Annotated in this window: 13 protein-coding genes; 5 read left to right on the forward strand and 8 right to left on the reverse strand. The window is 64.8% G+C overall.

Features of this window, described 5'->3' with window-relative positions:
- Nucleotides 1-123: 123 nt before the first annotated feature.
- From C2I35_RS14560 to C2I35_RS14570, 3 genes are read right to left on the reverse strand one after another with little or no spacing between them, the layout of a single operon-like run.
- Nucleotides 124-975 carry an MBL fold metallo-hydrolase gene (locus C2I35_RS14560; protein WP_103763884.1) on the reverse strand — a complete coding sequence of 284 codons (852 nt, stop codon included), beginning with the start codon at nucleotides 973-975 and terminating at the stop codon, nucleotides 124-126.
- A gap of 5 nt (nucleotides 976-980) precedes the next feature.
- A complete protein-coding gene (locus C2I35_RS14565) occupies nucleotides 981-1679 on the reverse strand; it encodes an SGNH/GDSL hydrolase family protein (RefSeq protein ID WP_103763792.1) in 699 nt (232 codons plus the stop codon).
- Nucleotides 1672-2412 (reverse strand): DUF2161 domain-containing phosphodiesterase, encoded by a 741-nt coding sequence (locus tag C2I35_RS14570; RefSeq protein ID WP_425442922.1) that lies wholly within the window; start codon nucleotides 2410-2412, stop codon nucleotides 1672-1674. The genes C2I35_RS14565 and C2I35_RS14570 overlap by 8 nt, the downstream gene beginning before the upstream one ends.
- Before the next feature lie 25 nt (nucleotides 2413-2437).
- Here C2I35_RS14570 and C2I35_RS14575 point away from each other — a divergent pair, with 25 nt between their 5' ends.
- Nucleotides 2438-3358 (forward strand): manganese-dependent inorganic pyrophosphatase, encoded by a 921-nt coding sequence (locus tag C2I35_RS14575; RefSeq protein WP_103763793.1) that lies wholly within the window; start codon nucleotides 2438-2440, stop codon nucleotides 3356-3358.
- 350 nt (nucleotides 3359-3708) lie between these two features.
- Here C2I35_RS14575 and C2I35_RS14580 read toward each other — a convergent pair whose 3' ends face one another.
- Together C2I35_RS14580 and C2I35_RS14585 are read right to left on the reverse strand one after the other, a co-directional pair.
- Nucleotides 3709-4266, reverse strand: a complete 558-nt coding sequence (locus tag C2I35_RS14580; protein WP_103763794.1) for a DUF2585 domain-containing protein — start codon at nucleotides 4264-4266, stop codon at nucleotides 3709-3711.
- 139 nt (nucleotides 4267-4405) lie between these two features.
- Nucleotides 4406-5005 (reverse strand): HdeD family acid-resistance protein, encoded by a 600-nt coding sequence (locus C2I35_RS14585; protein ID WP_170067220.1) that lies wholly within the window; start codon nucleotides 5003-5005, stop codon nucleotides 4406-4408.
- Nucleotides 5006-5141: 136 nt separating this feature from the next.
- Here C2I35_RS14585 and C2I35_RS14590 point away from each other — a divergent pair, with 136 nt between their 5' ends.
- The 3 genes from C2I35_RS14590 to parE all read left to right on the forward strand — a co-directional run bounded on the left by C2I35_RS14590 (nucleotide 5142) and on the right by parE (nucleotide 8854).
- Nucleotides 5142-5909, forward strand: coding sequence for an HpcH/HpaI aldolase family protein (locus tag C2I35_RS14590; protein WP_103763796.1), 768 nt, complete (start codon nucleotides 5142-5144; stop codon nucleotides 5907-5909).
- The gene (locus C2I35_RS14595; protein WP_103763797.1) at nucleotides 5909-6820 is read left to right on the forward strand and encodes a glucokinase; all 912 of its coding nucleotides are present in this window, start codon (nucleotides 5909-5911) and stop codon (nucleotides 6818-6820) included. The genes C2I35_RS14590 and C2I35_RS14595 overlap by 1 nt, the downstream gene beginning before the upstream one ends.
- Nucleotides 6821-6895: 75 nt before the next feature.
- On the forward strand, nucleotides 6896-8854 hold the full coding sequence (gene parE, locus C2I35_RS14600; protein ID WP_103763798.1) for a DNA topoisomerase IV subunit B: 1959 nt from the start codon (nucleotides 6896-6898) through the stop codon (nucleotides 8852-8854).
- A 3-nt stretch (nucleotides 8855-8857) separates the two neighbouring features.
- Here the strand turns inward: parE and C2I35_RS14605 are convergent, their stop codons facing one another.
- A complete protein-coding gene (locus C2I35_RS14605; protein WP_146050043.1) occupies nucleotides 8858-9736 on the reverse strand; it encodes a BRCT domain-containing protein in 879 nt (292 codons plus the stop codon).
- A gap of 703 nt (nucleotides 9737-10439) precedes the next feature.
- On the opposite strand from C2I35_RS14605, the gene C2I35_RS14610 reads away from it, so the two are divergent.
- Nucleotides 10440-11123, forward strand: a complete 684-nt coding sequence (locus tag C2I35_RS14610) for a hypothetical protein (RefSeq protein ID WP_103763800.1) — start codon at nucleotides 10440-10442, stop codon at nucleotides 11121-11123.
- Here the strand turns inward: C2I35_RS14610 and C2I35_RS14615 are convergent.
- Together C2I35_RS14615 and C2I35_RS14620 are read right to left on the reverse strand one after the other, a co-directional pair.
- A complete protein-coding gene (locus C2I35_RS14615; RefSeq protein WP_103763801.1) occupies nucleotides 11120-11518 on the reverse strand; it encodes a c-type cytochrome in 399 nt (132 codons plus the stop codon). The two genes, C2I35_RS14610 and C2I35_RS14615, sit on opposite strands and share 4 nt — an antisense overlap.
- 61 nt (nucleotides 11519-11579) lie before the next feature.
- Nucleotides 11580-13154 carry a lysine--tRNA ligase gene (locus C2I35_RS14620; RefSeq protein ID WP_103763802.1) on the reverse strand — a complete coding sequence of 525 codons (1575 nt, stop codon included), beginning with the start codon at nucleotides 13152-13154 and terminating at the stop codon, nucleotides 11580-11582.
- Nucleotides 13155-13266 lie beyond the last annotated feature (112 nt).

The following is a 13266-nucleotide window of genomic DNA, read 5'->3' on the forward strand; positions in this document are numbered from 1 at the left end:
CGCACCCTACGCAATCTCCGGAAACGCATACGTCTCACCCGCGACACCTCTGCGCGCGGAATCAAGGCCGTAGGCCGCCGCGCCATCGACGACCCCCACCGAGGGGGGCGGCGATGGCGCACCCTACATGTCCTCCAGAAACGCGAACGCATCCCCCTCGACACGCACCCGGCCCAGCGACGGCAGCCGGAAATGCGTGCCCAGCACCCGCGCATCCCGATCCACCGCATGCTCCAACAACGCCCGGCGCGACAGCACGGCCTGCTCGGCGTCCTGATCGAAGGTAAAGTGCCACTCGGGGTGCCAGCATTGCGCCGCGCTGTGGATGGCATCCCCCGTAATCATCGCCTCGGCTTCACCAAAGCGCACCACGACCGACACATGCCCCCCGGTATGCCCCGGCGTCGGCATCAGCGTCACATGATCACCGATCCCGTGCGCGCCCTCGACCAGTTCCGCCTGCCCGGCCTCGATCACCGGCAGGAGGCTCTCGTCATACATGCCCTTCGCCTTCTCGGCATAGAACGCCTCGTCCGCCTTCGGCAGCAGGTAGCGCGCGTTGGGGAACGTCGGCACCCAGCGCCCGTCCAGCAGCCGCGTGTTCCAGCCGATGTGATCCACGTGCAGATGGGTGCACAGCACGTAGTCGATATCCTCCACGCCCACGCCTGCGGCCCCCAGCGCGTTCAGAAAGCGCGGCGTGTCGCGCTGGTGCCAGTCCGGAAAGCTCGGCGCGGTCTTGTGGTTGCCGACACAAGTATCGACGAGGATCACGTGATCGGGCGTCTTCAGCAGAAAGCCCTGGATCGGCAGCATCACGCGGCCTGTCCGGCGGCACAGCCCGCCCGGCACCTTTTCGGCGATGATGCGGCCCACATCCGGGCCAGCGCCCGGGAACATCTCTTCGGGTGCAAGAAACGGCGCGTCGATCTCCAGGATGCGCCACACCTCCACCTCACCGATCCGACACAACATGGCGCTCAGCCCTCCCTGATCCGCTCCGCCACCCGGCCCGCCCACATGTCATAAAGCGGGGCGGCAGGATGAAACCCGTCGGCGGCCATCAAGCCCCTGTCCATCGGGAATTCCATCGAAACGTAGCGCAGCGCGGGGTTTTGCGCCACAAGGTTGCGTAGCTCGCCATCCAAGGCCGCCGCGCGCCGCCCGAGAACCCCGCGCAAGGGGCGCGGCAGCAGCGGGAACACCCCCAGCGGCGGCACGCCCGAGGCGACGATCCGGGTCACGCCGAACCGCTCTTGCAGACGGGCCGCGAGGTCGCGGTAGTTGCGCCGCCACCGCACCCGGCGCATCCCGTTCTTGGCGTCGTTCACGCCCAGCGCGATCACCGCCACGTCGAAGGGCTGCTCCGGCATCTGCGCCAGATCGGCCAAGGCAGTTGTCGTCGTCGCGCCGCCCCGCGCCTCCAGCCGCCAGTGCACGCGGAAATGCGGCGCAAGATGCGCCACCAGCCGCCCGGCCAGCGCGTCCTCCTGCGTCTCGACGCCCACGCCCGCGCCGGAACTGTCGCCGACGATCAGCAACCGCAGGTCCGGGCCTGCGCCCGCCACGCCGTCGCGCGGGCCCGCCGCCTCGGGCAGGTGTGCCGCCCGCAGCACGACCCAAACCACCTGTGGCACCAGCACCGGCGCCATCAGCGCCGCGCGGAGCGCATCACGCATCGGTCTCGCTTTCACCGAACGCCATGCCGGTGTCGCTCAGGGCATAGACCCCGCGCTCGACCCGGTAGAACCAGCCGGAATGATTATCCGCCATGATCCGCGTCGCCCGCGCCACGCCGGTCGCCCTGGCGATCACCGCGCCCGAGGACGGCCCATGCTCGGACAGGTAGGCCACGCAGGCCCGCACATCCTGCTTGTAGGCGGTCTCGATCTGCCCCCGCGTGCCGCCCTCGTTCGGATCGCCCCGGCGGGCGTTGAATTCCTTCAACAGCCGCGCGCGCTTGACCTTGGACCGGCGCGGCTGGAACGGCGCGGGATCGCAATGCACCTGCACCGTGCCCTCGTCCAGCGTGACGCTCAACACGCCCAGCCCCAGCCGCTTGCAAAGGCCGATGTTGCCCTTGAACGCGCGCCACCCCGCCTTGCCCTTCCAGCGCGGCACGGCCACGTAGACCTGCTCGGTCACCGCCTGCCGCGCCACCGCCTGTTGCAGAAGGGTCAACGAAAACCCGGTCTTCAGCTCCACCACCACCGGCTCGGCATCCGCGCGCAGGCCCACCACGTCCGCCGGCCCGACCTCGGATTTCACGGCATAGCCCAGCGCCTCCAGCCAGGTCTTGACCGGGGCGTATAACAGGGTTTCGCGGGCATCATGCATCCCGGCAATTTGGCCGCAGGTTGCATGGGTGACAAGCCCTTCGCACAGCCCTATAAGGCGCGCGAACAAACTCATTTCAGCCCCGAGGACGACATATCCGATGACCACGCTCGTATTTGGCCATAAATCCCCCGACACCGACAGCACCGGCTCGCCCATCCTCTGGGCTTGGTACCTGAACGAAGTGAAAGGCGGCGACGCCGAGGCCGTCCTTCTGGGCGAGCCCAACACCGAGGCCGCCTTCATGCTGGAAAAGTGGGACCTGCCAAAGCCGCGCATCATCTCCAACGTGGATGACGGCCAGCCCTGCATCGTGGTGGACACCAACAACCCCGCCGAGCTGCCGACCAACATCAACGGCGCCGACGTGCAGGGCATCATCGATCACCACAAGCTGGTGGGCGGGCTGGAAACCGCCGGTCCGATCGACATCACCGTGCGCCCGCTGGCCTGCACCGCCACGATCATGATCGACCTGATGGGCGAGGACGCCGAAAAGATGCCCGACTGGGCCAAGGGCGCGGCCCTGACCTGCATCTTGTCCGACACGCTGGAATTCCGCAGCCCCACCACCACCGACCATGATCGCGCCACGGCCGAGAAACTGGCCAGCGGCCTCGGCGTCAGCATTTCGGATTACGCCGCCGAGATGTTCGCGGCCAAGTCCGACGTCTCGGCATTCTCTGACGCCGAACTCCTCCGCATGGACAGCAAGGAATACGAGGTCGGCGGCACCAAGTTCCGCGTCTCGGTTCTGGAAACCACCGCGCCCGCCTCGGTGCTGGAGCGCAAGGACAGCCTGATGGCCTCCATGGCCGATGTAGCCAAGGAAGACGACGTCGACCAGGTACTGCTCTTCGTCGTGGACATCCTGAACGAGGAAGCGACCCTGCTGGTGCCCAACGACCTGGTGAAAGGCGTGGCCGAGAAAAGCTTTGGCGCGTCCGTGTCGGGCGATACCGTGGTCCTGCCCGGCGTGATGAGCCGCAAGAAGCAGATCATTCCCAACCTGGCTGTCTGACGCTCCTCGCTATCTCTTGCATTCCGAACGCCTCCGCAAGATTTGCGGGGGCGTTTTTCGTACCCCGCCCGCCCCGTGACGATGACGCCGCTCGCCGGTATTTTCTCGCTCCCATCCCGGACTTGACCCGGGATCTCCCGCCGCAGGAGGTCCCGGGTCAAGCCCGGGACGGGGTGCGCCTTGTGACCCCGCGCCGCAAATTGTAGGCCTGACAATGGAAACATTCGCCGGAGTCGCACCGCATGGGCCTTGTCGTCCTCCTTCTTGTCGCCATTGTCGTGATATCCTTCATCGGCATCGGCCGCGGCACGCGGCGCGGCAAGGACCGGCGCGACGACGACTAAGCGGCCTCAGCCGCCCGCCTGCCAGTCGGCAATCGCCTCGACGGGGTATAGCAGCATCACCACGTTCAGCGTCAGGTTATCCCGGATGACCCACAGCGTCAGCAGCTCGAACCCCACCACCACGGCCACGCTGGCCCAGACCGGCAACCGCCGCGCCAGCCAGAAGCCAAGCCACATCGCCACGATATCCGAGGCCGAGTTCAGCACGCTGTCGCCGTAGTAATCCAGCGAGATCGTCACCTCGCGGTAGCGCTCGATCACCGCGTTGGTGTTCTCCACGATCTCCCACGCGCATTCCACCGCCGTCGCGATCACCAGCCGCCAGCCCAGATCGACCCGGCGCGCCACCAGCCACAAAAGCGCGTAGAACAGGAACCCGTGCAACAGGTGGCTGGGCCAGTACCAGTCGAACACCTGCTGGCTGCCCTCGCTGGTGCCCACGGTGCCCCACAGGTCCACCCAGCCACAGGGGCATGTCGGATTGCGCCCCATCAGAAGCAGCACCACCAGCGTGGCAAGGCCCAGCATGGCCGCAATGCGAATGGGAATGCGCCTGTCCGTCATCTGGCCACGGAATCACAGCGCCACGATCCTGTCCATCGCAAAGCGTTCCGGAAATCAGTGCGCGCATCGACCATTCGCGCAGAAATCGGGCGCGCCTCGGATGGAACGCGCCCCTCTGCACGTTGGGAAAGTCTACCGTTTATGAAGCGTCCTGGCCGGATGCCTTGGGCTTGTGCCACGCCAGCGCCAGCGTCGCGATCCCCGACAGCGTCAGGTCGACGCCGAGGAACAATCCAAGCACGTCGGCGGCGGCGCCCGGCAGGCCCAGCACGATCATCCCGGCCAGCGCCAGCGACATCAGCCCGGCCCCGGCGATCCAGCCCCAGCCGTGCCGCGGGCGCATCCGGACGGCATAGACCAGACGCAACAGCCCCAGCACGGCAAACAGCCCCGCAACCGCCAGTGTCAGCGTGATCAGCCCGGCAACCGGGTTCAGCAACAGCGATACCGCGAAAAGCACGAAGGCCAGCCCGATCAGCCCTCCGATCACCCGGCCGCCCAGCGCGTCGCCGTGATCACTGAAGGCCAGCCAAAGCTGCGTCAGACCGGCCAGCAGGAACGCGGCACCCGCGACGGCGGTGACGGTCAGCGATGCGGCAAACGGGTTGAAAAACGCCAGCATCCCGCCCACCAGCATGACAATCCCGAGAATCGTCAGCCCGATGCGGCCCGGTTCGCGTTCGGTCCGCCCGGTCTGTCGGTGCCGCGCGCTGCGGCCTATGGCTTCGGTGAATGTCATTGCGTGTGTCACCTTCGGGGTGGTTTCACGCGGACAACGCGCAACCCGCACCGCCGGTTCCCGCCCTGCGTCGCTGGACGTCTGTCTATCGCCGCGTTTAACTGGCCCTCGACACCAAGACACACGAGGCCCGCCCATGTCCGCTCCCCTCAACCGTTTCAAGACCGCCCTTGCCGCCGGCCAGCCCCTTGTCGGCTGCTGGGCCGGGTTCGCCGACGCCTATGCCACCGAGATACTTGGCACGGCCGGGTTCGACTGGCTGATCCTCGACGGCGAACATGCGCCCAACACGCTCCAGACCCTGTCGGCCCAGATCGGCATCCTGCAAGCCTCCAGCAGCGAGGCCATCGTGCGCGTGCCCGTGGCCGAGGACTGGATCATCAAGCAGGTGCTGGACGCGGGCGCGCAGACGCTTCTGGCGCCGATGGTCGACACCGCGGCCGACGCCGAGCGGATCGTGCGCGCCATGCGCTACCCGCCCGAGGGCGTGCGCGGCTCCGGCGCGGCGCTGGGGCGGGCCTCGGGCTTTGGCGCGGTGCCCGACTATATCGCCACGGCCAATGACCAGATGTGCCTCGTGGTCCAGATCGAAAGCGTGGCCGCGCTGGACAATCTCGATGCGATCTGCGCGGTCGACGGCGTCGATGCGGCCTTTATCGGGCCGTCGGACCTGGCCAACGACATGGGGTATCGCGGCGACGCGAACCACCCCGAGGTGCGCGCCGCCATGCAGGACGCTCTGGCCCGCATTCGCGCGGCGGGCAAGGCGCCCGGCATCCTTGGGATCGACGCGCAGACGACGCGCACCTACCGCGACTGGGGTGCGCAGATGCTGGGCGTCGGCATCGACGTCCTGCTCTTTGCCAATGCCGCCCGCGCGCTGGCGCGCAATTGGCAGGCGTAATGCGCCTTCTGGTCGATCTGGGCGGCACCTCCTGCCGCGTCGGCCTGGCGACTGGGGCGGGCCTGCTGCCCGACACCGCCCGCAACTTTGCCAATGCCGATCATACCAGCCTCGCCGACCTGCTGGCCGCCTATCTGGATGCGATGCGCCCCGGCGCGGTCAGTGCGATTTGCGCGGGGGTCGCCGGGCCGGTGCGGGGCGGCGCGGCGCAGCTGACCAATCACGCCTGGCACATCGAGGCCGACGCGGTGGCCCGCGCCACCGGCGCCGACCAAGTGCACCTGATGAACGACCTTCAGGCGCAGGCCTATGCGCTCGACGATCTGGACGCGGACAGCCTCACGCCGCTGATCCCCGGCACGCCCGATCCCGAAGGTCCGCGCATGGTGCTTGGGCTGGGAACCGGCTGCAACATCGCGGTCGCGCACCGCGTGGGCGACGGCCTCTTCGTGCCGCCGTCCGAATCCGGCCACACCACCCTGCCCGACGCGCCGGGCTTTCGCGCGCTCTACGATGCGCTGCGCGGCAATGCGGCACACCTGCCCATCGAGACCGCCCTCTCCGGCCCCGGCCTCAGCCGCCTGCACGCCTTCTATACGGGCGAGACACTGACCCCGATCGAGATCATCGCGCAGGAGCCCCGCAAAACCCTGCAAGCCTTCGTCTCGCTGCTGGGCCTCGCGGCATCGAACCTGTCCCTGTCGCACATGGCGACCGGGGGGCTTTACCTCATTGGCGGCACCGCCCGGGCCGTCGCGCCGTATCTTGTGCCGCTGGGATTCACCGACACGTTCCATCCGCGCGGACCCTACACAGATATCCTGCGCGCCATTCCCGTGACCCTCATCGCCGACGACAACGCCGCCCTGCGCGGCTGCGCCCGATACCTCGCACAATACCCCTCGGAATAAGGCCCGATCCCACTTCCCCCACCGCCTGCCCTCTGCCATACTGCGCCCCAACTCATAAAACAAAGAGCAGCGCACATGGCCGACGACCTTCTCTCACCGACTGACTCCGGCGATTACGACGCCTCCTCGATCGAGGTGCTGGAGGGGCTGGAGCCTGTCCGCAAACGCCCCGGCATGTATATCGGCGGCACGGATGAACGGGCGCTGCATCACCTGGTGGCCGAGATCCTCGACAACTCCATGGACGAGGCCGTGGCCGGCCATGCCAACCGGATCGAGGTCGAGCTCCACGAGGATTATTCCATCACCATCCGCGACAACGGCCGCGGCATGCCGGTGGACGAACATCCAAAGTTCCCCGGCAAATCCGCGCTCGAGGTGATCCTCTGCACCCTGCACGCGGGCGGCAAGTTCTCGGGCAAGGCCTACCAGACATCGGGCGGCCTGCACGGCGTGGGCGCCTCGGTCGTGAACGCGCTGTCGGATTCGATGGTCGTCCAGGTGGCCCGCGACCGCAAACTCCACGAACAGCGCTTCTCCCGCGGCAAGCCGCTCGGCCCGGTGCAGGAGGTCGGCGCCGCCCCCAACCGCCGCGGCACCACCGTCACCTTCCACGCCGACGAGGAGATCTTCGGCTCGCATCGCTTCAAGCCCGCCCGGCTCTTCAGCTCGATCCGCTCCAAGGCGTATCTCTTTTCGGGGGTCGAGATCCGCTGGAAATCCGCCATTGCCGACGGCGACACCCCGCAGGAGGCCACGTTCCACTTCCCCGGCGGTCTGGCCGATTACTTGCGCGAGACGATGGGCACCGCCTCGACCTATGCCGAGAATCCCTTTGCCGGCACCGTCGACTTCCAGGAACGCTTCGGCACCCCGGGCAAGGTGGAATGGGCGATCAACTGGACGCCCAGCCGCGACGGCTTCCTGCAAAGCTACTGTAACACCGTCCCCACGCCCGAGGGAGGCACGCACGTCGCCGGCTTCTGGGCCGCGATCGTCAAGGGCATCAAGGCCTATGGCGAGCTGGTCAACAACAAGAAGGCCGCCAACATCACCCGCGACGACCTGATGACCGGCGGCTGCGCGCTGGTCTCGTGCTTCATCCGCGAGCCGGAATTCGTCGGCCAGACCAAGGACCGCCTCGCCACGACCGAGGCGCAGCGTCTGGTGGAAAACGCCGTCCGCGACCATTTCGACAACTGGCTGGCGGCCGACACCAAGTCGGCGGGGGCCATCCTCGACTTCCTCGTCCTGCGGGCCGAGGAACGCCTGCGCAGGCGCGCCGAGAAGGAGACACAACGCAAATCCGCCACGAAAAAACTTCGCCTCCCCGGCAAATTGGTGGATTGCTCGTCGTCAACCCGCGACGGCACCGAATTGTTCATTGTCGAGGGCGATTCCGCCGGCGGGTCGGCGAAAATGGGCCGGGACCGCAAGACGCAGGCCCTGCTGCCCCTGCGCGGCAAGATCCTGAACGTGCTGGGCGCGGCCAGCTCGAAACTGGGCTCGAACGCCGAGATCAATGACCTGACGCAGGCGCTTGGCGTCGGCTTGGGCAGCCGGTTCAACATCGACGACCTGCGCTATGACAAGATCATCATCATGACCGACGCCGACGTGGACGGCGCCCATATCGCCTCGCTGCTGATGACCTTCTTCTTCACCCAGATGCGCCCCATGATCGACGCGGGCCACCTCTACCTCGCCTGCCCGCCTTTGTACCGCCTGACCCAGGGCGCCAAGCGGACCTACTGCCTCGACGAGGCCGAGCGCGACCTGTGGCTGGAAAAGGGCCTTGGCGGCAAGGGCAAGATCGACGTCAGCCGCTTCAAGGGCCTGGGCGAGATGGACGCCAAGGACCTGAAGGAAACCACGATGGACCCCGCCACGCGCAAGCTGATCCGCGTGACCATCGACGAGGACGAACCCGGCGAGACCGGCGACCTGGTGGAGCGCCTGATGGGCAAGAAGCCCGAACTGCGCTTCCAGTACATCCAGGAGAACGCGCGGTTCGTGGAGGAGTTGGATGTTTGAAGTTTATTGTGTCTTACCCATCAACCTTAGAATCTGGCCTTCTGAAACAAAGTTCGGGCGGCTTGACTTGGCATAAAGCTCCTGTGCCTTTCGGATTTTCGTACCACGATTCATTTCAATCCAATCGCGTGAAGCTTCGCCACCGACAATAATAAAATCGGTTCTGCCAGATACTGAACGTGCAACAAAAGCACCAAGAGCTTCTAATTCATCCTCGAAGTCCTTGCGAGGCGTGGCCTTAAAGTTGCCAGTTAAAACAAGCATCTTTTCGTTTAAATCAACCGAAATGTCGTCTAGCCGAAATTCGTCAAAATTGGCGACCCCACTGGTTTGTGCAAGGCCCGTATCGCCATAAGAATCGCCAACAACGCTTCCAATGACAGTGCAAAGTTCCAAAGATTCCTCTGCTGTTACAATTCCGTCCGCTAGAGCATCTTGCACGCTTGTCTCGATTTGGTTGACACCCACGACCTCCCGAAGCTCGGGTTGACTAGCGATGGCGTCGCGAAGCATTTTCGCCTCTTCGACAGTTATTACTCCGTCGCACACAATGCCTCTGCAAAAGCCCAGGAAACGGTTCAAAGCGCTTTTGTTACAGCTTCTATCTATTTGTTCTATACGAAATCTGGCGGCATCGACAATCGTATCGTGCTCCATAAGATCAGCTTCAAAATCTTGGACTAAGTCTGATGCATCGCAATCTGCGTACTTCTCAACAAACTCCACGCATTCAGCAATTAGTGGCTCAACCTCACCGCGTTCAATGTAACCACTCGCGGCGATACCTTCTAAAAACCCCGTGAAGTGGCAGAATAATTTAATATCATTGTTCTTCGAGTGGATTTGCTCAAGTTCATGACCGCCGTGTTCAAGTTTAGACAAATTACTACCTCTGTTACCTGCTCTTTTTTGCTCAGGTGCAATCCCCCACGCAACTCAATTCAAAGGATAATGTCGGTGGTTAGACGTGGCAAGCCACGTGAATCCTTCTGAGTGACACGCCTTGCGCGGAATCAAGGCGCAGCACGCTGCGCCGCCGCGCGATCGCCCGCTGCCCGGCAGGCGATTGCCTGCAATCGCCGAGAGGGAGACCGCCCGTCACGCCGGAGGCGTGCCGCCTATAAGCGGCGCACCTTCGGTGCGACGGGCTGGCGATTGGCTGACACAAGCCCCCCGATCAGAGGTCATGCGGACACCGCACCCATAAAGTGCCCTGAACTATCGCTGGATCGCCACCCCGCGGTCTGGCCCTCGCGCGGCCTCCACGGCTCGTCTGACGCGCAACACGCCATCCCGTCACGCCAAAGGCGTGCCACCTCACATGTCTGGCCCTCGCGCGGCCTCAGCCACACAACGCAGTCCCGGACTTGATCCGGGACCTCCCCGCCACCAAAACCACCGCACGCCCCGTTAACCCGGCAAATCCCGAAAACCGCACCGTCGCGATACCACCCGGATACCGACGCGATACCGACGTTCCAAATTGCCCCCAATCCCCTTGTTAACCAAGACGATTCGACGCGATTCGGGCCGGGGTTAACATTCCCTCTATCCGGTCCATTCATCCCCCGTTAACCTGCCGGACATGCGCTGGCTTTTCCTGCTCTCTCTCGCCGTCCTGATCTCCTGTGGCCGTCCCCTGACGGACACCGAGAAAGCCTTCACCAAGCAGATCCATGGGTCCTCCATCGACACGGGCCGCATCCGGCTGGTCGAGGGCGCCCTGATCGGCAAGACCACCTATACCCGCAAGAAACGCCCCCGCCTTGCCTGCCGCGAGCGCATCTTTCCGCCCCAGGCCGAGGAGACCAAGGAAGTCACCGTCAGCCCCGCCGCGTTCGTTCTGTTCAGCAAGGTTTTCTATTCGAAAGACTGGTACCTGAAGGATTACCTGCCCGACTTTGACGAGCGGTTCTACCTGGTCGAGGCGATGCTCTTTGCCCACGAGATGACCCATGTCTGGCAATGGCAGAACCGCCGCCAGACGGCCTATAGCCCGCTCAAGGCCGTGCGCGAGCATCAGGTCAGCGACGACCCCTACCTTTTCGACATCGACACGCAGACGCGGTTCCTCGACTTCGGCTATGAACAGCAGGCCTCGATCGTCGAGGAATATGTCTGCTGCGCCACGCTGGACCCCGGGGCGCCACGCACCAAGCGGTTGGAATCATTGCTCGAAGGCGCGTTCCCGCTGGGCCAACTGACCATCCCCGACAAGGTCGTTTTGCCGTGGGACGGGGTCGAGCTGAACGGGATCTGCCGGGTCTAGTCCTGGATGCTCTCGATATAGATCAAGAGCGCCGCCAGCGGGCGCGGCGTCGGCGTCATCACCCCGTCGCCCACGTCCACCGGCACCGTGTCGCCCTGCAACAGCAGGCCGAATTCCGGCATCTCGTGCCCCGGCAGGCCGGTGCGGTCATAGCCGTCGATCACCGACAGGACCCGCGTGCGGGAAAACACGCCGTCTTCCTTCAGCGCCGTCAGGTCGGCAGGGGGTGGGTTGTAAGAGCCCGCCCACGGCCCGTTGCCCATGCCGCGGCTGCCGTGGCAGACGGCGCAGTTGTCCTCGAAGATCGCGCGCCCCTCCTCGGGTTCGGGCATCGACTCCTGCGCGGTCGCCGCCCCGGCCAAGAGGCACGCAACGAGGGTGATTGATCTGATCATGGTCCTGCTCCCTGTCTTTTGCCCAGTCTAGCGGGCCGCGAACGGCCAGCCTTGACGTGGATCAAGCCAGCTCGCCCGCCAACGCACGGTCGATTAACGCCACGGTTTCGTCAACACCGTAGAGTGCGATGAACCCGCCGAACCGCGGCCCCTGGCTTGCGCCCAGCAGCGTCTCGTAGATCGCCTTGAACCAGTCGCGCAGCGGATCGAACCGGTCACGGCCCACGGCATAGACGATGGATTGCAGGGCCTCGTCCTCGACCGGGCCGTCATAGGCGGCCAGCTGGTCGCGCAGGTCGGTCAGCGCCTCGCTCTCCAGGTCCGTGGGTGCGCGATAGGTCTTCGTCGGTGCGACGAAATCCTCGTAGTACTTCACCGCCGAGCCTGCCGCGGCATCGAGGTCGGGATGCGTGGCGGAGCTGGCATCGGGCGCGTAGCGGTTGATGAAGCCCCAGAGCGTTTCCTTGTCCTGCGCCGAAGCGACCGAAGCGAGGTTCAGCAGCATGGCAAACGACACCACCATCCGGCTTTCCGGCACGTCGCCATTGTGGATGTGATGCACCGGATTGTTCAGCTTGCCCGCCGCATCCTGCCCCGGATAGGCGCGCAATTGCTGGTGATACTCGTCCACCGCGCGCGGGATCACGTCAAAGAACAGCCGCTTGGCGGTCTTCGGTTTCTGGTACATGAAATAGGACAGGCTCTCGCTGCTGGCATAGCTCAGCCATTCGTCGATGCTGATCCCGTTGCCCGACGACTTGGAGATCTTCTGCCCCTTGTCGTCGAGGAACAGCTCATAGGTGAAATGCTCCGGCGCGGGCGTGCCCAGGATCTCGCAGATCCTGTCATAGATCGGCGTGTTGGTGGAATGGTCCTTGCCGTACATCTCGAAATCCACGCCCAGCGCGGCCCAGCGCGCGCCGAAATCCGGCTTCCACTGCAGCTTCACGTTGCCGCCGGTCACCGGCAGGGTCCACTCGCGGCCATCCTCGTCGTCGAACGTGATTTCGCCCTTGGCGGCATCCACGTTCTTCATCGGCACGTACAGGACACGCCCCGTCTCGGGGTGCAGCGGCAGGAAGATCGAATAGGTCTGCTGCCGCTCCTCGCGCAGGGATTTCAGCATGACCTTCATGATGTCGTCATACCGCTCGGCCGCGCGCAGCAGCGTCGTGTCGAACTGGCCCGACTTGTAGAAATCGGTGGCAGAATAGAACTCGTACTCGAACCCGAAGGTATCGAGGAACCGGCGCAGCATGGCGTTGTTGTGGTGCCCGAAGCTCTCGAACTCGCCAAACGGGTCCGGCACGCTGGTCAGCGGCTTTTGCAGGTGCTCTTGCAGCATCTCCTGATTGGGCACGTTGCCCGGCACCTTGCGCATCCCGTCGAGGTCGTCCGAGAAACAGAACAGCCGCGTGGGGATATCGCTGATCTGCTGAAACGCATGGCGGATCATCGTCGTGCGCAGAACCTCGCCGAAGGTCCCGATATGCGGCAGGCCGCTGGGGCCATAGCCGGTCTCGAACAGAACATATCCCTTCTCTGGCGGCGCCTTTTCATACCGTTTGAGCAGCCGGCGCGCTTCTTCAAAGGGCCAGGCTTTCGCACTCATCGCGGCGTCGCGCAGTTCGGACATGTCGGTCTCCAGAGGTTAAGGCCCGCACGAATGGCGGGCCGCCTCGGTTCCTATTGCTCCGCCCCCGGACAGTCAATAATCTGCGCCGCAACAAACCCCTTTAAGGACAGCG

The sequence above is a fragment of the Roseovarius confluentis genome (genome assembly GCF_002917925.1).
GTDB classification, from domain to species: domain Bacteria; phylum Pseudomonadota; class Alphaproteobacteria; order Rhodobacterales; family Rhodobacteraceae; genus Roseovarius; species Roseovarius confluentis.